We start from the raw sequence: 22,592 nt of genomic DNA, 5'->3' as shown, positions 1-22,592 counted from the left end.
CGGGCGCCGAGACACATGTCCGATTCCAGCCAGAATCGACCGCGAGGATGGTTTACAGTCGTCGCATGCGCCTCGATCCCGACACCTGCTACGACGCCCTGCTTTCGCGGAACCGCCGCTTCGACGGCGGGTTCTTCGTCGGCGTCGCGACGACCGGTGTGTACTGCCGCCCCGTCTGCCCGGTGAAGCCGCCGAAGGCGCAAAACTGCAGCTACTACCCGAGCGCCGCGGCCGCCGAGAAAGCCGGCTTCCGGCCCTGCATGCGCTGCCGCCCCGAGCTCGCGCCCGGCCACGGGCTGCTCGACCTGTCCGGCAATCTCGCCAACGCGGCCGCAACGCTGATCGACGACGGTTTCCTGAACGCGCATTCCGTCGATGCGCTCGCGCGGCGCGTCGGCGTGACTGAACGCCATCTGCGGCGGATCTTCGGCGCGCAGTTCGGCGTGTCGCCCGTCGAGTTCGCGCAGACGCAGCGGCTATTGATGGCCAAGCGGCTGCTGACCGATACCGCGCTGCCCGTGGCCGTCGTCGCGTCGACGGCCGGCTTCGGCAGCGTGCGGCGCTTCAACGACCTGTTCCGCCAGCGCTACGGCCTCAATCCGCTGCGGCTGCGCAAGGGGGCCGGTGCAGCGGCCGACGGCGACATGACCTTTCCGCTGCCGTACCGGCCGCCGTTCGCGTGGGCCGACCTGATGCGTTTTCTCGCGCAGCGGCAGATCGACGGCGTCGAGCGGATCGACGCGCAGCGTTATGCACGCATCGTCGACCTGCCCGACCGGAACGACGGCCGCCGCGTGACCGGCTGGCTGTCCGTCGCGCACCTGCCGCAACGCTTCGCGCTGGCCGTCACCGTGTCGCCCGCACTGACGCCGGTCGTGCCGGCCGTGCTCGCACGCGTGCGCCGGCTGTTCGATCTCGACAGCCGCCCCGACGTGATCGATGCGCATCTCGGCGATCTCGCAACCGGCTCGCCGGGCCTGCGCGTGCCCGGTGCGTTCGACGGTCCCGAGATCGCGATCCGTGCGATCGTCGGCGAGCAGCTTGCGTCGGCGCAGGCGGATACGCCGTCGCTGGCACGCCTCGCGGAACGCTTCGGCACGGCGGTCGACGGCGCGCCGCCGGGCCTCACGCATGCACTGCCTTGCGCCGCGACGCTGGCCGCGCTGCCGCCTTCGGCCCTCGAAACGATCGGCATCGAACGCGACACGGCGCGCGCGATCGTGTCCGTCGCCCGCGCCGTCGACGACGGCACGCTCGCGCTCGAACCGATGGCGCCGCTCGACGCGACGCTCGCCGCGCTGCGCACGCTGCCCGGCTTCGACGAACGCGCTGTGCAGTACGTCGCGATGCGCGCGATGGCCTGGCCGAACGCGTTCCCGGCCGACGACGCGTGGCTGCCCGCTCGCACCGGACTCGCGCGCGGGCCGTCCTCCGCACCGCACGCGGCGGCGCGCTGGGCGCCGTGGCGCGCGTATGCCGCCCTGCATGGGTGGCGCCTTCATGGAGATCTGTCGCGATGACTCCCGCTCACCTGATTCCGAGCCCGCTGGGCGACATCGCCGTGCGCATCGAGGACGATGCGCTGACCGGCCTGTACTTCGTCGGCCAGAAATACTTTCCGTCGGTGGCGATCGTGCGCGAAGCGGACGCGCTCGCCAGGTCGCCGGTCGCACGGCGGGTCGCGGAAGAAATCGCCGAGTACTTCGCCGGAGCGCGCGACACGTTCTCGGTGCCGATCCACCTGCGCGGCACCGCGTTTCAGCAACGCGTGTGGAAGGAACTGCTTGCGATTCCGTTCGGCGAGCTCGTGTCGTACGGCGACATCACCGAGCGCGTCGGATTGCCGATGAGCGGCGCGCGCGCGGTGGGCGGCGCGGTCGGCCGCAATCCGGTATCGATCATCGTGCCGTGCCATCGCGTGGTCGGCGCGTCAGGCAGCCTGACCGGTTATGCGGGCGGCATCGACCGCAAGCGTGCGCTGTTGTCGCTCGAAGGCGCGGGGTTTTCACGCGGCGCGTATCAACCGATGCAGCGGGCGCTCGCGTTCTGATTGCCGACGTTCATCACGCGCTCAACACCGGCCGGCGCGCTTCACGCTTCGCATACACGCCGGGCGTCACGTGGAATTTCGCCTGGAACAGCGCGATGAAGGACGACGTCGAGTCGTAACCCAGTTGCGCGGCCACCGTGCCGATCGGCGCGCCCGCATCGAGCAGCGGCAGCGACGCGAGCAGCCGCACGGCCTGGCGCCATTCGGTGAACGACAGCCCCGTGTCCTGCCGGAACAGCCGCGACAGCGTGCGCCGCGTCGCGCCGACCTGATGGCCCCATTCGTCGAGACTGCGCGTATCGCCCGGCGCCGCATGCAACGCGCGGGCGATTTTCAGCAGGCGCGGATCGCGCGGCAACGGCACCGTGAGCGGCGCCGGCTGCATGCGGGCGATCCGGTCCGCGATCAGGCACACGAGCGCACCGTCGGGCCCTGTCTCGTCGTAGTTCACCGGCAACTCGCCGGTCGCGAGCACCAGTTCGCGCAGCAGCGGCGTCATGCACAGGATCGTGCAATCGTCGTTCACGTCGCTGCGCGCGATGGCCTCGTCGAGATACAGGCTGTGGAACGCGACGCAATCGCGCGTCGACACCGCATGCGGCACGTGCGGCGGAATCCACATCGCATAGTGCGGCGGCAGCAGTTGCCGGCTCGACGGTGTCGTCACCTCGAGCACGCCGCTCGTCGCATACATCAGCTGAGCCCACGGATGACTGTGCGCGTCGACGCTCACGTTGCGGGGAATGCCGAACGCACGCACGTACAGCGGCCTCGGCAGGCGCGCCATCGGCGGCACTGCGTAAGGGTCGCCGGGTTGTCCCGCCAGCAACATAAGACGTCCTCCGAAGGTCATTGCACGAACGAGCGCGATGCTACCGTGGCGGCTCCTTTTTCACACGGCTTCCGCCCATGAGCGCTCATACCCGCATCACCCGCAAGACCGTCACCGCGATCCGCTCGACCAAAGGCATCGGCAGCCTCGTGTCGCTGACCGCATATTCCGCGCCGATGGCGAAACTCGTCGACGACGTGGCCGACGTGATCATCGTCGGCGACTCCGTCGGCATGGTGCTGTACGGGATGCCCGATACGCTGCGCGTCACGCTCGACATGATGATTGCACACGGTGCGGCCGTCGTGCGCGGCGCCGCGCAGGCGTGCGTCGTCGTCGACCTGCCGTTCTCGACGTTCCAGGAATCGCCCGCGCAAGCCTATCGCTCCGCCGCGCGGCCGCTCGCCGAAACCGGCGCACAGGCCGTGAAGCTCGAAGGCGGCTGCGAGATGACCGACACGATCCGCTTCCTGACCGATCGCGGCATTCCGGTGATGGCGCATGTCGGCCTCATGCCGCAGCAGGCCAACGCGACGGGCGGCTTCCGCGCGCAGGGCATGGACCCGCGTTCGGCCGCGCAGGTGTTCGACGCCGCGTGCGCGGCCGAGCGGGCCGGCGCATTCAGTGTCGTCATCGAAGGCACCGCCGAAGCGCTCGCGCGCCACCTGACCGAGACGCTGACGATCCCGACGATCGGCATCGGCGCATCGCCGGCCTGCGATGGGCAGGTGCTCGTGACCGAGGACATGATCGGCGCGTTCGATGCGTACACGCCGCGCTTCGTGAAGCGTTACGCGGATGCGAATGCGGTGATGCGCGACGCGATCCGTCAGTACGCGCACGACGTGCGGCAGCGCGTGTTTCCCGAGCCCGCGCATTGCTTCGGATACGGCAAGCCGCTGCAACTGGCGGACGCGGCCACTGCCGCGTGATGACGAACGGCGCGGTTACCTCGCGTTATGTGCGCTTGCGCATCGCATGCGCAACCCGCGCGTTCGCTTCGAATTTCGCGCGATGCGTCGAGAAAAACGTCCGCACGTTGCGGACGTTCGATGCGCCGGTGAACAGCCGCCGCGCGAATTCGTCGTATTCGGCGACGTCGGCGAGATCGGCGATCACGACGAAATCGGGCCCCGGCGACACGCGATAGCACTGCGTGACGGCCGGCTCCGCGCACACGTACGCTTCGAACGCCTCGTAGTCTTCGGCCGTCTGCCGGTCGAGGCTGATTTCGATCAGCGCGGTGACGCCCGTGCCGATCGCGACCGGATCGAGCACCGCGACCTGCCGACGGATCACGCCAGCCTCCGTCAGCCGGCGCACGCGCCGCATGCAGGTGGGCGGCGACGATAGCGCGCGCTCGGCGAGTTGCAGGTTCGATACCGACGCGTCGTCCTGCAGGATCGCGAGGATGCGCAGGTCGAGATCGTCGAGGGTGATGCCGGCCATCGGGCACTCCTTCCGGGCAGAGAGTGAAATTTAATTTCAATATGATAGACGATCGCCCGTCCGTTTCATATTCGTTCATTTTTTGAAATTTAATTCCATTTCACTGACTCTACCATCGCTCTCACTGATCCAGACAGGACATTTACGGAGCGCGATATGTGTGGAATCGTCGGGGCGGTTGCCCAGCGGGACATCCTGCCGAACCTGGTCGACGGCCTGAAACGGCTCGAATACCGCGGCTACGACTCGTGCGGCGTCGTGGTCTACCGCGACCGCGCGCTGGCGCGCGCCCGCAGCGTCGATCGCGTCGCGAACCTGCAGCGCGAGATCGCCGAGCTGGCGTTGTCCGGTTACACGGGCATCGCGCATACGCGCTGGGCCACCCATGGCGCGCCCGTCACGCTCAACGCGCATCCGCACTTCTCGCCCAGCGACGCGAATGCGCGCATCGCGCTGTCGCACAACGGGATCATCGAGAACTGCGATCAACTGCGCGCGGAACTGCAGGCGCACGGCTATGTGTTCGCCAGCCAGACCGACAGCGAGGCAATCGCGCATCTGATCGATCACCTCTACGACGGCGACCTGTTCGATGCGGTCCGGCGTGCGGTGGCGCGACTGCGCGGCAGCTATGCGATCGCGGTGATGTGCCGCGACGAACCACACCGGATCGTCGGCGCGCGCGACGGGATGCCGCTCGTGGTCGGGGTCGGCGAAGGCGAGAATTTTCTGGCGTCCGATGCGATTGCGCTGTCGGGCATCACCGATCGCATCGCCTATCTGGAGAACGGCGACGTCGCCGATATCCAGCTGCATCGCTACTGGATCGTCGATGCGAACGGCCAGCGCGTCGAGCGCGCGGTGCAACGCGTCGCCGCGCATAGCGGTGCGGCCGATCTCGGATCGTATCGGTACTACATGCAGAAGGAGATCTTCGAGCAGCCGCAGGCGGTGGCCGATACGCTGCTCGACGTTTCGTCGATCATGCCCGAGCTGTTCGGCGACGGCGCGTGGCGTGTGTTCAATGACGTCGATTCGGTGCTGCTGCTCGCGTGCGGCGGCAGCTATCATGCGGCGCTGACCGCGAAGTACTGGATTGAAAGCATCGCGAAATTGCCGGCGAGCGTGGAGATCGCCAGCGAGTTTCGTTATCGCGACAGTGTGCCGAATCCGCGCACGCTGGTGGTTGCGGTGTCGCAGAGCGGTGAAACCGCTGATGTGCTTGGGGCCGTGCACGTCGCGAAACGCAGCGGGATGATGCACACGCTCGCGATCTGCAACGTCGCGACGAGTGCGCTGATGCGCGAATGTGCGCTGCAGTTCGTGACGCGTGCGGGGGTCGAGATTGGGGTGGCTTCGACGAAGGCGTTTGCGACGCAGCTCGTTGCGCTGTTCTTGCTGACGCTGTCACTGGCGCAGGTGCGCGGGCGGTTGAGTGACGACGAGGAGAAGGAACATCTGCGGGCGCTGCGGCATCTGCCCGATGCGATGTCGAAGGTGCTCGCGCTGGAGCCGCAGATCATGGCGTGGTCGGAGTTGCTCGCGCGACGCGACAACATGCTGTTTCTCGGGCGTGGGATGCATTATCCGATCGCGTTGGAAGGCGCGCTGAAGATGAAGGAGATTTCTTATATTCATGCGGAGGCTTATCCGGCGGGGGAGCTGAAGCATGGGCCGCTGGCGCTCGTCAGCAATGAAATGCCGGTGATCGCGGTTGCGCCGAATGACATGCTGCTTGAAAAGCTCAGGTCGAACATGCATGAGGTCAGTGCGCGGAATGGGCGGCTGTTCGTGTTCGCGGATGTGGACTGTGGGTTGGTGCCGAGTGACGGGATCGAGGTGATTCGGCTGAATGAGTACTACGGGCCGTTGTCGCCGATTCTGCATACGGTGCCGATGCAATTGCTCGCGTATCACGCTGCGTTGGCGCGGGGGACGGATATTGATAAGCCTAGGAATCTGGCTAAGTCGGTGACGGTGGAGTGAGGGGGGCGTTTTCGCACGCATATTGTGCTGACGCGCATTAGTTTCGGTCACGAAGCGTCGATTCAGTTTCGGCCATCGTCATGTCGTACGCACGTCCCCGCCGCGGCGTGCCAGATATGAAGAATCCGGTGCGTGATTCGTTGAGCCACGTCAAGCCATTGACGGGGCGTGAGCATAGAGTGGTTTCAGGGTTCGACCGGCTCTCAAGAACCATGCTCAAGGAGAACGAGATGGCATTCCCGCGAAAATTCGCCATCGCAATTGCGACGTTCAGCATGGCGAGCGCCGTCGCAATCGCTGGTACGCCGGCGGCCACCGACAATGCGGCTCACGACGCCCATCATCCGAATAAAGCAACCGCAAAAGCACCGACCAAGTCGAACCGCGAGGCGGACGACCAGATGCAAGCCATGCGCGTCATGCACGAAAAGATGATGAACGCGAAGACGCCCGAAGAACGCGCTGCGTTGATGGACGAGCAAATGAAAACCATGCAAAACGGCATGAGCATGATGGAGATGATGGGGACTCACGCGTCCGGCACGGCGACGTCGTCGCGGCAGGGGAATATGGAAATGCGCATGGACATGATGCAGATGATGATGCAGGCAATGATGGACCGGCAGGCCGCTCGGGAGCATCCCGCCGAGAAGTGAGACGGTACGAAATGGGAGACAGCCGTGGATGACAACTCGCATGGTGGTCGGCCGTTCTGGAAATCACGGTCGGCCATTGCACTCGTCGCGTTTGCTGCAATAGCGCTATTCCTCCTGCTTTCCGAACACCGCGCCCACTTCCTTGGGGTGTTGCCCTATCTGCTGTTGCTCTCGTGCCCGCTGATGCATCTGTTCATGCATCATGGACACGGGCACCATGGGACGAAATCGACCGACGGGCGTCCTGATTCGGGAGACGGTCATGACCAACATCGGTGACGGTTACGGGCTGTGGAGCCTCGTCGCTATCAATTCTCTTGTCTTCATCATCTTCGCGTTCAGCTTCTTCAAGCCGGCAACCCAGCGGGACTGGCGCACGTTCGGCGGATTCTCCGCCTTCATCGTCGCGCTGTTCGCGGAAATGTACGGGTTTCCGCTCACCATCTATTTGCTGTCGGGTTGGCTGCAGACGCGCTTTCCGCAAGCCAATTTGCTGTCGCACGACGCGGGGCACCTCTGGTGGACCTTGACCGGCAGACACGGCGACCCGCATGGCGGACTTCCGCACCTTTTCAGTTTCTTCTTGATACTCGGCGGCTTCTACTTGTTGTCCACGGCGTGGCACGTGCTGTATGAAGCTCAGCGCGGCAAGGAGTTGGCCACCACCGGACCCTACGCGAAGATCCGGCATCCTCAGTACGTCGGATTCGTCGTCATCATGCTGGGCTTCCTGCTCCAATGGCCCACGCTCGTGACCTTGGCGATGTTCCCCATTCTGGTTGTCATGTACGTTCGGCTGGCGATACAAGAGGAGCGTGATTCGGAGGCACGGTTCGGCGCTGCGTGGCGTGAATACGCGGCGCACACGCCGCGCTTCGTGCCGAACCTGTTTGGAAAACGCCCGGCCGGAGTACATTGATTTCAGGCGGCTCGCCCGTCGCGGGCGCTGCTGCCGAACTCGATCGCACTCCTCCGGGACGAGGAGGCTGCCATGAAGCCCTTCAAGACCGGCGTGACGCTCTCAGCCACGGTCGTGCTTTTCTATGTCCTGTGCACGCTCGTATGGATGGCGCTTCCCGAACCGTTCATGAACTTCATGAACGCGCTTTTTCACGGACTCGATTTCCGGCGCCTCCAGACGGGCGAGCCATCGTCCTGGTGGTTTGTCGTCTACCCGGCCTTTGTGTTCGCGGTCTGGTTCTTCGCAGCCGGCGCCTTCTTCGCGTGGTTACACAACCGCATCAGCGGACCAAACTGACGCACTGCCGTCTGCCCTTCTCGCTGGAGCGGAAACATGGAATGAATGTTGCTGCCGCGCTATCGTTCAACACGTCGAAACGTACGCGACCGACGTACCGGCCAGTCTCAGTAAACGAAACGGGTGAGCAAAGGAGCGTCCAATGAGTGGCCAACCCGGCGAAGACAAGCTTTATCACCCACGGATTTCCGAGCACGTGTCGCCGGACGGACATCACGCTCGCGACGCGGACCAGCACGCCCCCTCCACCGGGCATCGACCTGACGCGCATGCTCATCACCATGAGGGCCAGGACGAACACGAGTGCTCCACGGGTTCGCTTCGCGACCCCGTCTGCGGCATGGCGGTGACCGATGCGTCGCGCTTTCGCTGCGAACACGATGCCAGGTGGTACGCGTTCTGCAGCGAAGCTTGCCTGACGAAGTTCAAGGCAGCGCCGTCCAGGTACGTCGGGCCCTCACCCATTGAGCCTCCGCAAGCAGCACCCGAGGGAACCCTTTACACGTGCCCGATGCACCCGGAAATTCGTCAGGACCATCCTGGGCAATGTCCCAAGTGCGGCATGACACTGGAACCGATTCTGCCCAGCATCGACGAAGGCGAAAATCCCGAACTGGTGGATTTCCAATGCCGATTCTGGTGGACGTTGCCACTCACCGTCGTAGTGTTCGTCCTGGCGATGTTCGGCCATCGTTTCGAATTGATGGATGTTCGCAGCGACAGCTGGGTTGAATTCATTCTGTCAACGCCGGTCGTCTTATGGGCCGGCCTGCCGTTTTTCACACGATGCGCGCGCTCATTCCTCAACCGCAGTCCCAACATGTGGACGCTCATCGGGCTTGGGACGGGCGCCGCCTATGTCTACAGCGTCATTGCCACGCTCTTCCCCGGCGTGTTTCCCGAAACGTACAGTGCGCACGGCCGGATCGGCGTGTACTTCGAGGCGGCGGCAGTGATTATCTCGCTGACGCTACTCGGACAGTTGCTCGAACTGAAGGCCCGCTCGCAAACGTCCGCCGCCATCAAGGCACTCCTCGGGCTCGCACCCAAGACGGCGCGACGCATCAACCCGGATGGTTCCGAAGATGACATTCCGTTGTCCGATGTACATGCGGGAGACGTGCTTCGCGTGCGGCCGGGCGAGAAAGTCCCCGCGGACGGCGTGGTGACGGATGGCACGAGTTCGCTCGACGAATCCATGATTACCGGCGAGCCCATTCCCGTCACCAAACGCGTTGGCGACCACGTCATTGGCGCAACGATGAACGCGACAGGCAGCCTCGTCATTCGCTCGGAAAAGGTCGGTGCGCAAACTGTCCTGTCGCAAATCGTGCAGATGGTCGCGCAGGCGCAGCGGTCCCGCGCCCGCATGCAACGTATGGCCGACAAGGTCGCCGGCGTGTTTGTCGTCGGGGTCGTCGGCGTCGCGCTTCTGACGTTCGTCGTGTGGGGCATCTTCGGCCCCGAGTCCAGTTGGGTGTTCGGTCTCATCAATGCGGTGGCGGTGCTCATCATTGCGTGTCCGTGTGCGCTGGGCCTTGCGACGCCAATGTCCATCATGGTCGCGAGCGGAAAAGGCGCTACCACCGGGATTCTCTTTCGCGATGCGGCCGCGATTGAAAATTTGCGCAAGGTCGACGTGCTCATCGTCGACAAGACAGGAACGCTGACGGAGGGGCGTCCCGCGTTCCAGCAAGCCGTAGGCATAAACGGGTACACGCCGGACGAAGTGCTTCGTCTGGCGGCGAGCCTGGACCAGGGCAGCGAGCATCCGCTTGCTGCAGCCATCGTTGCGGCAGCCCGTGAAAAGAAGCTGACGTTGGACCGCTCGGAAGATTTTGAATCCGCGACGGGTATCGGCGTGAGAGGACTTGTCGCCGGCAGGAAGCTTGCGCTTGGCAACACAGCGCTGATGCAGACCGACGCCGTGTCCGTCGAATCGCTGGCCAAGGAAGCGGACGGCCTCCGAGCGCAAGGTGCGAGCGTCGTGTATTTGGCGGTCGATGGCAGTTTGGCCGGACTGCTGGCCGTCGCCGACCCGATAAAGGTGACCACGCCAGAAGCGCTTTCGACATTGAAGGAGAACGGTATTCGAGTCGTGATGGCGACCGGTGATGGTGTGGTCACCGCCAAGGCGGTGGCCGAGAAACTCGGCGTCGACGAATTCCACGGCGAGGTGAAGCCTGCCGACAAGCTCGATCTCGTGACGAAGCTTCAGCAAGCCCGGCATGTCGTCGCGATGGCCGGCGACGGCATAAACGACGCACCGGCGCTGGCGAAGGCCGATGTCGGCGTGGCCATGGGAACGGGCACGGATGTGGCAATGAGCAGCGCCCAGGTGACGCTCGTCAAGGGCGACTTGCGCGGTATCGCGCGTGCCCGGGAGCTGTCCGAGGCAACCGTCGCGAACATGAAGCAGAATCTTGGCTTCGCGTTCGTCTACAACGCGCTCGGGGTTCCGTTGGCGGCTGGCGTACTTTACCCGTTCACGGGACTGCTGCTATCGCCGATGATTGCCGCGCTTGCAATGAGCCTGAGTTCCGCATCGGTCATCTCGAACGCACTGAGATTGCGGAACGCCAAAATTTGAGCAGCGCCGAACGCTGCAGCCACTTGGGCAAGTCGCTTAGATTCGCGAATGACGTACGCGTCAGCACGTCACGGGAGACTCGGTCTCGGGGAGCCCGCCCACTCAGCTCACGGTAACCCTGAGTGCTAGTCCGAACGGAATGCCGCCCGGGCAATAGCACGCCGCACCGCCGATTTGGTGGCGAGGTGATCCAGTGTGCTGGAGAATTCGAAGCCCTTTTCGTTCTCACGCGTCACCACGAACCCAAGCTTGCGATGGAAAGCGATAGACAACCGGTTAGTCTTATAGACATGACTTCGTAGTTCACCGATCCGTCGTTCGCTCGCCAGCATCGCAATCTTCGCGAACAGTTCATTTACTACGGTGTATGTCCGATGCAACGGATGAGTACCAAACGCACCAACGAACCAGCATGCTCCTGCTTCCGGCCGAAGCATTGCATAAGCCACGAGTTTGCCGTCCCGTCGCACGTAGCACAGCTCATTGACCTCCAAGGATCTGCACAATTTCGCCCGGTGCTCGTCTGCGTCGAAGGCGTCGCCGGCTCGCTCTGTGTGCTCACGCAACGTCAGCACATCAAGTGCGAGAATTTCATCAACGGAAGGTGACATGGACGGGCGTAAGGATGGTGGAGAAGCGCCCTGCAAGAATACTTTGGATCAAAACTTTCGCCAATTCACCCTATCTCCCTGACTGACCGCTTCTGGCTGAACTGAGCCAGATGAACTGACTCTGTCTGTTTGGTCTAGTCCAGCCTCATACATATCACCCGATATAGCGGCGATACACATGCATCGTCTAATGGCCGCTCCCCGACACATGTCCGGCCGCCGCCGAACCACCCCGAACGAAATGATGCTCGACCCTGGTCCGGAGCACACCATCCAGCGCAGCCAGCCGTTCGCGCAGCCGAACCGCCTGCCCTTCCGTCATCTCACCGAGTACGATTTTTTGTTCGAGAACGTCGCCACAGCGGGTGATGGCCCACCGATCGACGGTCGCCGTTTCACCTTCGAGCACAGCAGCCGCGGTCGAGACAATACCCGGATTCCGTCTCGAAACGAGATGAACCGTGTGCGTCAACGTGAAACCGGGAAGATAATGCGACCAGTCTTCACAGACGGTCGGGCGGGAAGCGGAGGAAACTTGGCTCATGGTTGCTCCGGATGAATGGTGATCGAACCGGTGCCAGCCATGCTGCTCCCGTTTCGTTGCCGTCGATCGGCCGCATCGCCTCAAGGGCGTCCACCTTGCCCGGGAGGGCAGGTTGGCGTCGGAAAACCCGACTCTGGATGCTTGAATTTTCACGTTCGACATTCCGAACGTTGATTCATTATATCGAAAATCCGGCCGCTGACAAGCTGTCCGGTGAAAGCCACATTTCAGTGGGAAGGCTCCACCGATTCGGCCCTCATACGAGAGGGGGAGTCCGGCGACGCCCAAGTCCGAGGACAATCAGTAGAGGCCGTCGGACCGGGATGAGCGATAAGGGAATACGCCGGATGACCCGGCGTGAAGCGACGCTGCCCAAACGCATCCCCTCCCGCCCTCACGCGATGTACTTGTTCTTGATCCGAATATCGCGCCCCTGAAACGGCCCCGTATCGTGATCGTGCACATGCACGATCACTTGCGTCGGATCGAACAGCCTCGATACCTCACGAAAATCCTGGTTCACGCGCTTCATACCCTCGAACATCTCGGCATGCAGTACTGCGTCGTCAAGCGGCATCGGCGCACTGGTCGACGCACGCTCGATATGAATGTGCAGGAAGCTCGTCAGGTTCGCATCCTCGGTGGTGGCGAGCTGGAACGTGCTGATTGCATCGTGCAGCGTCGGGGAAGCGGACAGAACCTGCTCGATATCGGACGGGAAAACCTTCGCACCGTAGAACGGTACGCTCGAATCGTTGCGGCCGTAGACAAACAGGAACGGGAAGTGGCTGGTCCGCGATGCGAAGTCCGTCAGGCGTATGCCATGTGCCGACAGGCGCCTGTTCAGTTCGCGGAATCGATACGTCCCGCCCGAATCGCGAATGTTGTAGCGGATCTTCGGCGCCGCACCGGACTGACGGCCGATGGTCACCAGCAGTTCACCGTCGGTATTCGTTTCGATCACGTAGTCGAGCACGTTGTACTGGAAGAGCATCGGCGGCGTATCGCGACCGAACAGTTCACGACACAATTCGGGGCGGCTCAGCAACATGCGCCGCAAGCCGATCGTCGTCGGAGTCTCGACGCCTATGTTGATCTCGAGATCCGACGCGCCATACGACGAAATGACCGTGCTCGCCTTGCGCAGCAAATGATCGCGCAACGCTTCCGACAAGCCCTCGCCGCCGACGATGAAATCGATGTGATAAGGCGACAAGTCGAGATCGCATTCGTCGACTACCGAGCGGATAAACGGCGGATAGCCGAATATCAGGTACTGATATTTCGGCCCGAACAGCTTCAGCGTGTTGATCAGCTTGGCCTTGTCCGGTCCGATCGACTTCATGATCCCGACGTCGACGAGCGACATCGACACGTTCATGCCCGTTGCCCACGGCCCGAGCGCAAAACAGTTCAGCAGCATCTTGCCGGAATCGCGAAACACCAACTGATAGTTCAGTTGCAGGATGCGCTTGACGTCGCTGCGTTCGGCCGCGCTGCGCACCCAGTTGTTCGGCTGGCCGGTGGATCCAGACGATTCGTCGATGACGACGCCCGACTTCGGAATGGCCCCGCCATAGCAGCGCTGTTCGATCGAGTAGCGCTTGATGTAGTTCTCCTTGGTCATCGCGGGCAGGTCCGATAGCCGCCATCTTCCGCCAGACTTGTAACCCTCGGCCTTCAGAAACTCGACGTACGCCGGGCACGTCGTGCTCGCCTTGAGGAAGGCCACGCGAGCGCGCAAGCGGCCGACATAGGCCAGATAAGGTTGAAACACCGGTGCGTTGAGGAACACGTAAAGGCGTCCATCGACACTGATCACCCGGCGAAGAAACCACAGCGTCCAGAGAATGGTTTCGAGAAACAGACGGTGGAGCGTATTCATGCGGATCTCGGAGAATGGGACGAAACCGTCGCGTCGACAAGGATGTCGGCGAGCGCCCTGCGCTGGCTTTGCGGCGGTGTACGCGAGTAGCCGACCTTGAAGACGAGCCATGCCCGGTCGACACCGGTATGCGCACTGAACCATGCGGCGGCGCCGGGGTTCGTGACCAGGTTGCCGTAAGGATGCAGGTACAGCCCGAGGCTCGTCAGGGCAAGCCAGAAGCGCAGCAGGAAACGGCCCGACTCGATCGCATTCTCCGGGTTGAAGAAATCGCCGCTCAGCACGCCGATCGCGGGTACGTGGCCCAGTTGCGCGCGATACCGGTGCCTGAAGTAAAAACGCGTCGGCTTGAACGTCAGGATTTTCGACAGATGCGCGGAAAGCCAGAACTCCGCGCGCGACAGGTTCATGCAGCGCCAGTCGAGACCGTCGCGATGCAGCGCCGTCGAGCGTTCGGTGAAGCGAAACCACCCGGTGATTTCATCGTGGTAATCCGCGACGTTCATGTCGTGGAACACGGCATCGATGTTCGCGGCGATGATCGGCTCGACCCGTTCGGCCCCCGATACATGGGTATAGCGATGCCCCCATTCGTCGGCCAGCGCTGCCAGTTGCGTGACGGCCGCGTCCGGTACCGGTGTCGGGTCCATCGAAATGCGCGACGTGCGGCGCGCCATCATCAGCGCCGACGGGTCCTCGCTCGGCGCCCCGGGGTTGGCGACGAGCCGCAACGCAGCGAACGGAATCAATTCCGGCAGGGTCGGCTGGGACATGACGGCCGCCAGTTCCCGTACCGGGCGATGCAACTGCCATTCGACACGCAAACCGTGTGGTGCCGCGAGCAGATCGATCGCTTCGATGAACATGCCCATCGCGGACAACAGGAATGACCCTGTCGTGTCTTCCTTCGGTAACGTACGCGTGCCATCGACGAACAGTTCGGCGCATTCGTCCGAAATCAGTTGCACGCGCCATGGTTGAACGTTGTGCGGCGACGGTGCATGCCGGGCAACGGACAGAATCGCGTGCCAGACAGAAAAGGCTTCAGTGGAAATCCCCGGCATCTCTCGTGGCTTCCTTGTTGTTGTTCGGCAAATTGCCGCTGCGGCGCGAGAATCCGGTCCCTCTCAAGACCGGGCGAAGTTGTGCGCATCTTACACGAGGGCCGGAATCAGTTCACGTGCGCCTGCGGCCGACCTTGACGCTGCCGGCCATCCCGACGATAGGCGGCCGGTGCCTTTCCCAGCAGTCGATGAAAATCGCGAATGAGATGCGCCTGATCGAAATACCCGCACGCATGCGCCCCTGTCGCGCTTGCGCTGCCAGCCAAGACAACCGCCCCGACTAAAACCAAACACTAAACCGCGTCCCCGTCATCAGCACATCGACCGTCAACTTCCATTGATGAGCCTCCGCAATCTCCCTGCAGATCGCCAGCCCGAGGCCCGCACCGTCATATCTTGAATCCGGCGCCCGCCAGTATCGATCGAAAAGCAGCGGCAGATGTTCCTGCCGAATACCGGGCCCTTCATCTTCAACATGAATCGCCGTCTCGAGAACGGTCAGCACGACGACACCACCCGACGGCGACGCGTTGATCGCATTCTCGAGAATGTTCTTGAGCAGGATGAAAAGCGCCCCACCGTCCGCGCGTATCGGCGACGCGGAATCGCGCGCTTCGATATGAAGCGTCACCTGCCTCGCATCCGCCTTGCCGGCCAGCAAGCTCACGACGTCCCGCGCGACGTCGACGCCGTTCACGTCGCCGAAACTGAAGTTCCGCGCTTCGCTGACTTCAGCCAGATGCAGCAGTTGCTTCACCTGCCGGGCCATCAAGTCGATCTCGCGAAGCAAAAGCGCCTTCTGGCTGATGTCCGGCTGCAGCTCGATCTGCCCTCTGACCAGCGTGAGCGGTGTCTGCAACTCATGCGCAGCATCGGCCAGAAACTGCTGCTGCACCGCGAAGCCATTCTCGAGCCGGGTCAGCGCGTCGTTGAATGCATCGATCAGGGGCTTGATCTCGCTGGGAATCCCGGCCGACGACAGCCGCGTCTTCAGGTTGCGTGGTTCGATTTCCCGCGCGGCACGCGATACCTCCCGCAACGGCTTCAGCACGTGACCGATCGTCAACGGCAGCGTCAGTCCGAAAATGACGGTCGCGATAACCAGCACATAGGCGACGGTCTTCGGTATTGGATCGATCCGCGTCCTGACAAGCGCATCGACGACTTGCCTGCTTTGCGCCACCTGCACGTAATAGACGACGCTCCCGTTCAACGCGCGCTGCGTCGCGACCGCGTACGCCTTGCCGTCGATCGTGGTGGGCAGCACCTTGCCTGCCGCCGTCGCGAGGTCCTCCGTCAGCCACGGTCGATCTTCGCTCGAAGGCACCGAGGCCAGCAACACCTTCCCCGTCGCATCGAGCACGCGATACTTCACGTCGGCCGGCAAGAGCCGGAATATCACCCCCCGATGCTCGCCCAATCGCACGGATGCCGGACGCCCGGCCGCATCGAAACTTATCCCGGCCACGATATGGCGGATGCTCCCCATCTGCTGGCGCCCTCCCAGGAAGTCGGGATATCGATCGAGAAAATAGATGGAAAGCGCAGACAGCAGCGCCAGGCTGATAGCGAACGCGGCGACGTTGGTCACCCACAGACGTGTCGACAGGCGTAGAACCCAATGACGGAACATGACGATTGCTTACCCGTGAGCGGCAACTGGCGAAACGCGGCGAAGCATCGTCACGCGTCCCGCAGCGCGAAGCCGGCGCCGCGGATATTGGTGAGCCGCATCGTTGCGCCGATCGCCGTCAGTTTCTTGCGCAAGCGGTGCACGGTCACCTCGAGCGCGTTCGGCGTGACGGCCTCCGCGAACCCCCATGCGGCATGCTCGAGTGCCGCATGCCGGACGGTCCGGCCCGCGGCTTCGATCAGGCAGAGCATGACCTGCAGCTCGGCCGGCGCCAGCAGCACCGTCCGGTCGCCACAGCGCATCGCGCGCTGCGGCGGGTCCACGGTCACATCCGCGAACGATGCGACAAGGGTCGTGAGCAGCGCCGGACGCCGCATCAGCGTGCGTACGCGAGCGACGAGTTCGCTCATTTCGAACGGCTTGGTCACATAGTCGTCGGCGCCGCTTTCGAGTCCGTCGATGCGGTCATGCAACGCGTCGCGTGCCGTCAGCATCAGGCAAGGCATCATGCGGCCCGCCGCGCGCAGCGTGCGCAGGAACGTCAAGCCGTCGCCGTCGGGCAATCCGCGGTCGACGATCAGCAGCGCGTAATCGGCCCGGTCGATACCGTAAGCGGCTTCCCGCGCATTGCCGAACCGATCGGATTCGATGCCCGCCGCGGCCAACGCCTGAGACAACAGGCCAGCCAGGCGCTCGTGATCCTCGACTATCGCCACTCTTGGCATGCTCGCACTCACTTGAACCGATACATGTAGCCGATCCGGGCCTCGGGAATGAACCGCCTGCCGACGAGCGGACTGTCGGTGATGCCGTCGCCGAGACGCGACACGCCCACGTCCAGAAAAATCGTCTGCTGCTTCGTCGGCCGGTAGTCGAAACGGGTGCCGGCCGACACGTTCACGGCCGAACCCGCGCTGTAGGCGGCGCGCCACGCACGCGCTTCCGATGGTTGCACGCCGTAATAGTAGTCGACGTATTTGTTGCTCAGCCATTCCGCGCCGACATGCGGCGTGATCGAAAATGCGCCTGACGCGAACGCCTTCTCGAAGCCGATTTTCGCGCGCTCGCCCTTGTTTCCGCCGAGCAGGAAGCTACCCGACAACGTGCCGAAGCCGGTGCTCCATGACAGTGCGGGCCCGTACCATAACGCGCCCTTGCGCTTTTCCATGCCGTTCAGGATCGGGGCGTCCGAGCCACTGTATCCGTCGAACAGCGAGAACTGACCGCGCAGCGCGACATTGACGCCGCTCCAGTTGCCGATTTTCAGATCGATCGTGGTGCCGACGGCCTGCACCCATTTGTTGTCGAAGTAGACCAGCGGAAAAGGCAATACGCGCGTGCCGTCGCCCTTGTAGGCCGATGGCTCGATGCCGACGCCAGCGCCCAATCCCCAATGCGTGACGTTGGTCGCGTTGTTGAGGATGGTCAGCCCCGTATTGTCGGAATCGGGCGGGCTCATGCCGTCGTCCGCCCACGCGGAAGCAGATGAAAGTGCGAATGAAGCGGCAATCAGCCATAACGGGCGGGCGCGGCAAGCGGCAATTTTCACAATCGTTTCCTGGAGTCGAGGGTCGAAACGGGGGCTACTGTAGGACCAGTCGACTTACCGCTCACTTACCAGGAAAAATATCGTCCAAGACCTCTCCGCGCGCCTGCATGACGCGCCCGCCGCCCCCCCTACTTCGACAACCGCAGCTTCTTCGACACCACGACGCCGCTCGACGGACTCACCAGCCAGATGTCACGGAGATCCATGTGCAACGTGGAGATCCGCGTCGAAATGTCCGTCGGCTCCTCGATACTCGGATCGGCATGTTCGGTTTGTTCACTCAGGTAAGGCCGAACCAGGCGTCCGGAAAAAACCAGTGCGAAGTCGCCATGCGTTTGCGCGTACTCGGCGGGCGAAAGCCGCAAGCGGCTCCGAACCGTGGTCTTTTTGCCTTGTCCGGCGTCGAGCTCGATGATGTCGACGTGCTGGACATACCCTTTTGCCTTCGCTTCTGGAGCAATCACGAGCCCGCGCCCGCGCGGCCCCTTCGTCACCTTGCTGAGAAGGATGCCTGCCCGGCCGTCGCGCTCCGCATCGAACAGGTCGACATCCAGCGTCAGCAGCTGCCGCCGTGACCGGTATCTCAGCCCGTACCGCACCGGCACCACGAACGTTACGTCACGATCCAGGCCGACGGCCGCCAGGTCGGGATTCGTCGGGCCGTGCCGGCCCGCGGCACCGGCGACCGCGCCGCGAACCCGGTCGCGCAACGAAGGTGCGAGCGTGCTGGCGTGCACTTTCTGCAGCGCCTCCCGGATGGCAACCGGATCGTCGCCGACAATCGGTCGTGCCGGCGACATGTCGTGATCGACAGCCGACGCGACGTGGTTCGAGCCGTCGCCGGCCTCCCCCTCTGCATGCGCCGCGACGGGCGCCAGCATCGTCGTCACGGCGACGATGCACGCGAAGCGCGAACAACCCAATTTGAATTTCCGGTGAAACACGACGAACTCCCGATTGCGTCCAGATCGATCAACGACGAGCACTATAGGGTGGAATGATCGGCAACGCACCCGCCGCTCGAAATTCGTCGATGCCGGCACGCTTCGTCATAGGTTCCTTGTCGGCCCGGCGGCACGTCAATGGTCAACACAACACTACCGCGTTGCCTTGGCGACAACAACCGACGGAAAGCGAGCAGCGGCGCCCATCGAGCATCCGGAAACGTATCGCGCGGCATCGCCCGGCTCGCGGAATTCGTCCGAATCCAGCCCGCCATTCACCTGAGCAACCGCATCATCCGGCGGGCAAATTCGTATGTTGAAAGATGCCTTTTCCGGCATCCGATCGGCGGGCGTGCACACCGCGCGCCGGTGCACAAGCCCCGCTCGCACCGATTTCAATGGCGTGACATGTCGTTGCTCATTTTGATTCAGGACAATTCCGAATCTTCAACTTCCAATTCAATCATGTCCTGACAAAAGAGCCCCCATTTCGACGATATGGGAAAACGAGGCACGACCAATACCAACCCACAATAATCGACTCGACATATTCGCATCCGAACAAAAAATACCACTCAAGCCAGCCAAACATTAACCATTGTTTCAAAAGAAATTATTTTCCATCTCAAAATAAAAATATTACTTCAAGATAGAAATAGCTTGCTATTCTTCGCACCGAAATTCCAAGTGCCGTCGCATTACCACCCCGAGAGGCGGATTCGAACCTATCCGAATCCGGAACAAAAAATAACGAGATTGTCGTTATGTCGATAGCAGCAACTTTGAGAAACTTTGCGTCGGGTCGGGTCGACCTGAACAAGCGTCCAGTCTCCCTGCATTTCGGGCAGGCGCAACGCGCAGTCGGCCATCTGCTGGTGCTCCATCACGCCGATATCCGCGAGGGACTGATGTCGGGCATCGAAGGGCAACTGACCTGCGTGTCGACCTACGATCATCTGCCGCCTGCGCTGTTTCTCGGTTTGCCCGTATCGGTCCGGCTGACGACCGATCGGGGCAACATCCAGGCGATCAACGCGATCGTGCGCGAAGTGCGAGCCGGTCAATCCGACGGCGAACTGACCGTCTATCAGCTGCATGTGTGCGACGCCCTTTCACTGATGGACCGTCGCACGAACGCCCGCCTGTTCCGCTCGCGCAGCGTGCCGGACATTCTCGCGACGCTGATGAACGAGTGGAAACAGCGTAGTCCCGCACTCGCGCGAGCGTTCGATTTCGACCTCTCGGCATTGCGGGCCGACCGGTATCCGGCACGTGAGCTGACGCGGCAAGTCAACGAATCCGACGCACGCTTCATCCGGCGTCTGCTGCGCCGGGAAGGCATCACGGTCTTTGCGAAGGCCGCGCCGGTCGACGGGCGCAGCGTGACCGATGAGCGGCCGATTCACACGCTCGTGTTCTGCGACGATCCGCATCGTCTGCCGGACGCACCGGCGGGCACCGTCCGCCTTCACCCGCGCGACGCCGGCGTCGAGCAACGTGACGCCGTCACCCTCTTTGCGTACGACCAGAGCCTGTCGCCCGGCAAGGTCCGCCGCCCGTCGTGGGATTACAAGACCGCTCGCATGGACGACTTCGAGGCCGTCACCGGCCTCGACCAGGGCGAGTCGGGGAACGATCTTGCGCGCCTGCTGACCGACGTCGCGATCGACATTCCGCACGTCGGCGACTCGTGGAACGATCATGCACGCATCGCGCACGACCGGATGCTGGCCCATCAGTTCGCGGCCGCGCGCTTCGAAGGCATCGGCACCGTGCGCGACATGCTGGTGGGACACGGGTTCACGCTGACGGGCGACCCCGAATTGGATATGAAGTCGATCGATCGTCGTCGGTTCGTCGTCACGTCGATTCGACACGTCATCTGGAACAACCTGCCGAAAGACCTGTCGGGCCGCACAAGCGGACTATTCGCGGCAAGCCGCAACCTCACGCCAATCGCCCCGCCACCCGATGCATCGGGACCAACGGATACGCGCTACGAGAACAGTTTCACGTGCGTGCAGCGCGGTGTGCCGCTCAAGCCCGCCTACGATCCGGCGATCGATGTGCCGCCGGTTCACCTGCTGACGGGGACGATCGTCGGCACGCAAGGTGAAGAGGTGTTTTGCGACAAGGCCGGCCGCGTGCGTGTGCAGATTCACGGGCTGGATCCGGCGGACCATGCGCACGCGCAAGGCGCCGGCACGAACGGCCTGGCCGGCGACAGCGCGCCGATTCGCGTCGCGGCGAGTCTCGCGGGCGAATGCTTCGGTGCGCTGTTCCTGCCGCGTGTCGGGATGGAGGTCCTGCTGGGGAGCCTGTCGGGCGATCCGGACCGTCTGGTGATCATCGGCGTGTTGAGCAACGGCGCGAACCCGCCCGCGACTTTCAGCAATACCGGCGCGCTGCCGGGCAATCGCTACGTGTCCGGGATCAAGACGCGGGAGATCAAGGGCCGCCGGCACAACCAGCTTCGCCTGGACGATACGCCGTCGCAAATCTCCGCGCAGTTGGCAAGCGAACATGCGCATACCCAGTTGAATCTCGGCTACCTGACGCAGCCGCGCGTAGACGGACACGGGGACGATCGAGGCGAAGGCGCGGAGCTGCGCACCGACGCCGCCGCGGCATTGCGCGCCGCCCAAGGCATGCTGCTGACGACCTATGCGCGTTCGCATGCAACCGGTGGTCAGCTCGATCGCGACGAACTGATTCGCTTGCTCGATCAATGCACGGCGCTGTTCAAGTCGCTCGGCGATCACGCCGGCCAGCATGGCGGGCAATCCGCCGACACGGCCGGCCAGGACAACATCGCCAATGCATTCCGTCACTGGAAACCCGGCGGGTCGGAATCCGGCGCCACCGACGACGCCTCCGCGTTCATGGCGTTCGGTGCCCAAGCGGGGTCGCTCAACGTCACGCCGAAAACGCACGTCATGTATGCGGGCGAGAACATCGATCAGATCGCGCAGCAACACATGCAGATCACGAGCGGCGAGCGAATCAATCTGCATGCCGGGCATGGCGTCGCGATGTTTGCGCACGGCGACGGTGTCTCGGCGATCGCGCATCAGGGGATGGCCACGTGATCGGCGAGGACGGCAAGAGCGAAATGCCGGAGGGCTACAAGGAATGGCGCGACAAGCAGATTGTCGATTGGCTCGATCGTGGCTCGACCAACAGCCCGACGAATCACTCCACGACGATGACCAATTCGGAGCATGCAAAAAAGGCGCTTGCGTACGATGTGGCGATCGGGGTTTGCTATCTGACGCCCGAGCAAATGAAAGCGCTACGGATTGAAGCCGATTGGCGGATGGAAGACGGTATTCCCGACGACAACCCGAACAAGAAATACACAGAGTACTTTGTGCGCGGAGAAGCCGTTGAGCTGATCGGTCGTATCGAGAAGGGGGTGAAGGCCGCCCTCGGTATCGGCGTCGAATCGACCCATACGGTCCAGTTGGACGAGCCTCTTCCCGTCTCCGGCGTTGTTGAGTCCGCACGTCGTTCGATTGGAGCGAAGCTGCTCGACATCCTG

General features: G+C 63.0%; 19 protein-coding genes, 2 pseudogenes and 1 riboswitch. Of the genes and pseudogenes, 11 read left to right on the top strand and 10 right to left on the bottom strand.

Annotated features, from left to right (window positions below; genetic code table 11):
• The first annotated feature begins 47 nt into the window (after positions 1–47).
• Positions 48–1,520 (top strand): AlkA N-terminal domain-containing protein, encoded by a 1,473-nt coding sequence (locus HWX55_RS23890; protein WP_175977525.1) that lies wholly within the window; start codon positions 48–50, stop codon positions 1,518–1,520.
• On the top strand, positions 1,517–2,050 hold the full coding sequence (locus HWX55_RS23885; protein ID WP_175977524.1) for a methylated-DNA--[protein]-cysteine S-methyltransferase: 534 nt from the start codon (positions 1,517–1,519) through the stop codon (positions 2,048–2,050). Before HWX55_RS23890 ends, HWX55_RS23885 begins: the two co-directional genes overlap by 4 nt.
• Before the next feature lie 13 nt (positions 2,051–2,063).
• On the opposite strand, the gene HWX55_RS23880 is transcribed toward HWX55_RS23885, so the two are convergent.
• On the bottom strand, positions 2,064–2,882 hold the full coding sequence (locus HWX55_RS23880; RefSeq protein ID WP_175977523.1) for a helix-turn-helix transcriptional regulator: 819 nt from the start codon (positions 2,880–2,882) through the stop codon (positions 2,064–2,066).
• 77 nt (positions 2,883–2,959) lie between these two features.
• Between HWX55_RS23880 and panB the strand changes: the two genes are divergently transcribed.
• Positions 2,960–3,814: a 3-methyl-2-oxobutanoate hydroxymethyltransferase gene (gene panB, locus HWX55_RS23875; RefSeq protein ID WP_175977522.1), complete on the top strand. Its 855-nt coding sequence runs from the start codon at positions 2,960–2,962 to the stop codon at positions 3,812–3,814.
• Between the two features lie 25 nt (positions 3,815–3,839).
• Here panB and HWX55_RS23870 read toward each other — a convergent pair whose 3' ends face one another.
• Positions 3,840–4,331: an Lrp/AsnC family transcriptional regulator gene (locus HWX55_RS23870; RefSeq protein WP_175977521.1), complete on the bottom strand. Its 492-nt coding sequence runs from the start codon at positions 4,329–4,331 to the stop codon at positions 3,840–3,842.
• 156 nt (positions 4,332–4,487) lie between these two features.
• On the opposite strand from HWX55_RS23870, the gene glmS reads away from it, so the two are divergent.
• The 6 genes from glmS (at position 4,488) to HWX55_RS23840 (ending at position 10,821) form a co-directional block, all read left to right on the top strand.
• Positions 4,488–6,317, top strand: coding sequence for a glutamine--fructose-6-phosphate transaminase (isomerizing) (gene glmS, locus HWX55_RS23865; RefSeq protein ID WP_175977520.1), 1,830 nt, complete (start codon positions 4,488–4,490; stop codon positions 6,315–6,317).
• 116 nt (positions 6,318–6,433) lie between these two features.
• Complete coding sequence (locus HWX55_RS23860) at positions 6,434–6,973, top strand: hypothetical protein (RefSeq protein WP_347879638.1); 540 nt, start codon at positions 6,434–6,436, stop codon at positions 6,971–6,973.
• A gap of 24 nt (positions 6,974–6,997) precedes the next feature.
• Complete coding sequence (locus HWX55_RS23855; RefSeq protein ID WP_175977519.1) at positions 6,998–7,252, top strand: DUF2933 domain-containing protein; 255 nt, start codon at positions 6,998–7,000, stop codon at positions 7,250–7,252.
• Complete coding sequence (locus HWX55_RS23850; RefSeq protein ID WP_175977518.1) at positions 7,236–7,892, top strand: isoprenylcysteine carboxylmethyltransferase family protein; 657 nt, start codon at positions 7,236–7,238, stop codon at positions 7,890–7,892. Before HWX55_RS23855 ends, HWX55_RS23850 begins: the two co-directional genes overlap by 17 nt.
• A 72-nt stretch (positions 7,893–7,964) precedes the next feature.
• Positions 7,965–8,231, top strand: coding sequence for a DUF5676 family membrane protein (locus HWX55_RS23845; RefSeq protein WP_175977517.1), 267 nt, complete (start codon positions 7,965–7,967; stop codon positions 8,229–8,231).
• Between the two features lie 142 nt (positions 8,232–8,373).
• Positions 8,374–10,821 (top strand): heavy metal translocating P-type ATPase, encoded by a 2,448-nt coding sequence (locus HWX55_RS23840; protein ID WP_279612698.1) that lies wholly within the window; start codon positions 8,374–8,376, stop codon positions 10,819–10,821.
• Positions 10,822–10,946: 125 nt separating this feature from the next.
• Here HWX55_RS23840 and HWX55_RS23835 read toward each other — a convergent pair whose 3' ends face one another.
• The 8 genes from HWX55_RS23835 to HWX55_RS23800 all read right to left on the bottom strand — a co-directional run bounded on the left by HWX55_RS23835 (position 10,947) and on the right by HWX55_RS23800 (position 19,051).
• Positions 10,947–11,432 carry a GNAT family N-acetyltransferase gene (locus tag HWX55_RS23835; protein WP_175977516.1) on the bottom strand — a complete coding sequence of 162 codons (486 nt, stop codon included), beginning with the start codon at positions 11,430–11,432 and terminating at the stop codon, positions 10,947–10,949.
• 187 nt (positions 11,433–11,619) lie between these two features.
• Positions 11,620–11,976 (bottom strand): hypothetical protein, encoded by a 357-nt coding sequence (locus HWX55_RS23830; RefSeq protein ID WP_175977515.1) that lies wholly within the window; start codon positions 11,974–11,976, stop codon positions 11,620–11,622.
• A gap of 42 nt (positions 11,977–12,018) precedes the next feature.
• A riboswitch (SAM-I-IV-variant riboswitch) is annotated at positions 12,019–12,122 on the bottom strand.
• 248 nt (positions 12,123–12,370) lie between these two features.
• The gene (locus tag HWX55_RS36190) at positions 12,371–13,972 is read right to left on the bottom strand and encodes a hypothetical protein (protein ID WP_244140633.1); all 1,602 of its coding nucleotides are present in this window, start codon (positions 13,970–13,972) and stop codon (positions 12,371–12,373) included.
• Entirely contained in the window at positions 13,858–14,829 is a 972-nt protein-coding gene (locus HWX55_RS23820; protein ID WP_175977514.1) for a hypothetical protein, read from the bottom strand. Before HWX55_RS23820 ends, HWX55_RS36190 begins: the two co-directional genes overlap by 115 nt.
• A 376-nt stretch (positions 14,830–15,205) precedes the next feature.
• Positions 15,206–16,558, bottom strand: coding sequence for an ATP-binding protein (locus HWX55_RS23815; RefSeq protein WP_175977513.1), 1,353 nt, complete (start codon positions 16,556–16,558; stop codon positions 15,206–15,208).
• 50 nt (positions 16,559–16,608) lie between these two features.
• Positions 16,609–17,283 carry a response regulator transcription factor gene (locus tag HWX55_RS23810; RefSeq protein WP_175977512.1) on the bottom strand — a complete coding sequence of 225 codons (675 nt, stop codon included), beginning with the start codon at positions 17,281–17,283 and terminating at the stop codon, positions 16,609–16,611.
• Between the two features lie 8 nt (positions 17,284–17,291).
• Positions 17,292–18,017, bottom strand: a complete 726-nt coding sequence (locus HWX55_RS23805) for a MipA/OmpV family protein (RefSeq protein WP_244140632.1) — start codon at positions 18,015–18,017, stop codon at positions 17,292–17,294.
• A gap of 218 nt (positions 18,018–18,235) precedes the next feature.
• A complete protein-coding gene (locus HWX55_RS23800) occupies positions 18,236–19,051 on the bottom strand; it encodes a hypothetical protein (protein ID WP_175977510.1) in 816 nt (271 codons plus the stop codon).
• Between the two features lie 764 nt (positions 19,052–19,815).
• On the opposite strand from HWX55_RS23800, the pseudogene HWX55_RS23795 reads away from it, so the two are divergent.
• Together HWX55_RS23795 and HWX55_RS23790 are read left to right on the top strand one after the other, a co-directional pair.
• A pseudogene (locus HWX55_RS23795) lies at positions 19,816–22,128 on the top strand (type VI secretion system Vgr family protein); the annotation flags it as partial.
• Positions 22,128–22,421: pseudogene (locus HWX55_RS23790) on the top strand (DUF3274 domain-containing protein); the annotation flags it as partial. The pseudogenes HWX55_RS23795 and HWX55_RS23790, both read left to right, overlap by 1 nt.
• Positions 22,422–22,592: the final 171 nt, after the last annotated feature.

This window comes from Burkholderia sp. BCC1047, from assembly GCF_902833155.1.
Lineage (GTDB): Bacteria > Pseudomonadota > Gammaproteobacteria > Burkholderiales > Burkholderiaceae > Burkholderia > Burkholderia sola.
This window is presented reverse-complemented; position numbering and strand designations above follow the sequence as displayed.

What these genes read in the sequence shown, in the direction of transcription:
- HWX55_RS23890 (WP_175977525.1), top strand. Translation starts at nt 48, where the DNA reads ATGGTTTACAGTCGTCGCATGCGCCTCGATCCCGACACCTGCTACGAC.
- HWX55_RS23885 (WP_175977524.1), top strand. Translation starts at nt 1,517, where the DNA reads ATGACTCCCGCTCACCTGATTCCGAGCCCGCTGGGCGACATCGCCGTG.
- HWX55_RS23880 (WP_175977523.1), bottom strand. Translation starts at nt 2,882, where the DNA reads ATGTTGCTGGCGGGACAACCCGGCGACCCTTACGCAGTGCCGCCGATG.
- panB (WP_175977522.1), top strand. Translation starts at nt 2,960, where the DNA reads ATGAGCGCTCATACCCGCATCACCCGCAAGACCGTCACCGCGATCCGC.
- HWX55_RS23870 (WP_175977521.1), bottom strand. Translation starts at nt 4,331, where the DNA reads ATGGCCGGCATCACCCTCGACGATCTCGACCTGCGCATCCTCGCGATC.
- glmS (WP_175977520.1), top strand. Translation starts at nt 4,488, where the DNA reads ATGTGTGGAATCGTCGGGGCGGTTGCCCAGCGGGACATCCTGCCGAAC.
- HWX55_RS23860 (WP_347879638.1), top strand. Translation starts at nt 6,434, where the DNA reads ATGAAGAATCCGGTGCGTGATTCGTTGAGCCACGTCAAGCCATTGACG.
- HWX55_RS23850 (WP_175977518.1), top strand. Translation starts at nt 7,236, where the DNA reads ATGACCAACATCGGTGACGGTTACGGGCTGTGGAGCCTCGTCGCTATC.
- HWX55_RS23845 (WP_175977517.1), top strand. Translation starts at nt 7,965, where the DNA reads ATGAAGCCCTTCAAGACCGGCGTGACGCTCTCAGCCACGGTCGTGCTT.
- HWX55_RS23840 (WP_279612698.1), top strand. Translation starts at nt 8,374, where the DNA reads ATGAGTGGCCAACCCGGCGAAGACAAGCTTTATCACCCACGGATTTCC.
- HWX55_RS23835 (WP_175977516.1), bottom strand. Translation starts at nt 11,432, where the DNA reads ATGTCACCTTCCGTTGATGAAATTCTCGCACTTGATGTGCTGACGTTG.
- HWX55_RS23830 (WP_175977515.1), bottom strand. Translation starts at nt 11,976, where the DNA reads ATGAGCCAAGTTTCCTCCGCTTCCCGCCCGACCGTCTGTGAAGACTGG.
- HWX55_RS36190 (WP_244140633.1), bottom strand. Translation starts at nt 13,972, where the DNA reads ATGGCTCGTCTTCAAGGTCGGCTACTCGCGTACACCGCCGCAAAGCCA.
- HWX55_RS23815 (WP_175977513.1), bottom strand. Translation starts at nt 16,558, where the DNA reads ATGTTCCGTCATTGGGTTCTACGCCTGTCGACACGTCTGTGGGTGACC.
- HWX55_RS23810 (WP_175977512.1), bottom strand. Translation starts at nt 17,283, where the DNA reads ATGCCAAGAGTGGCGATAGTCGAGGATCACGAGCGCCTGGCTGGCCTG.
- HWX55_RS23805 (WP_244140632.1), bottom strand. Translation starts at nt 18,017, where the DNA reads ATGAGCCCGCCCGATTCCGACAATACGGGGCTGACCATCCTCAACAAC.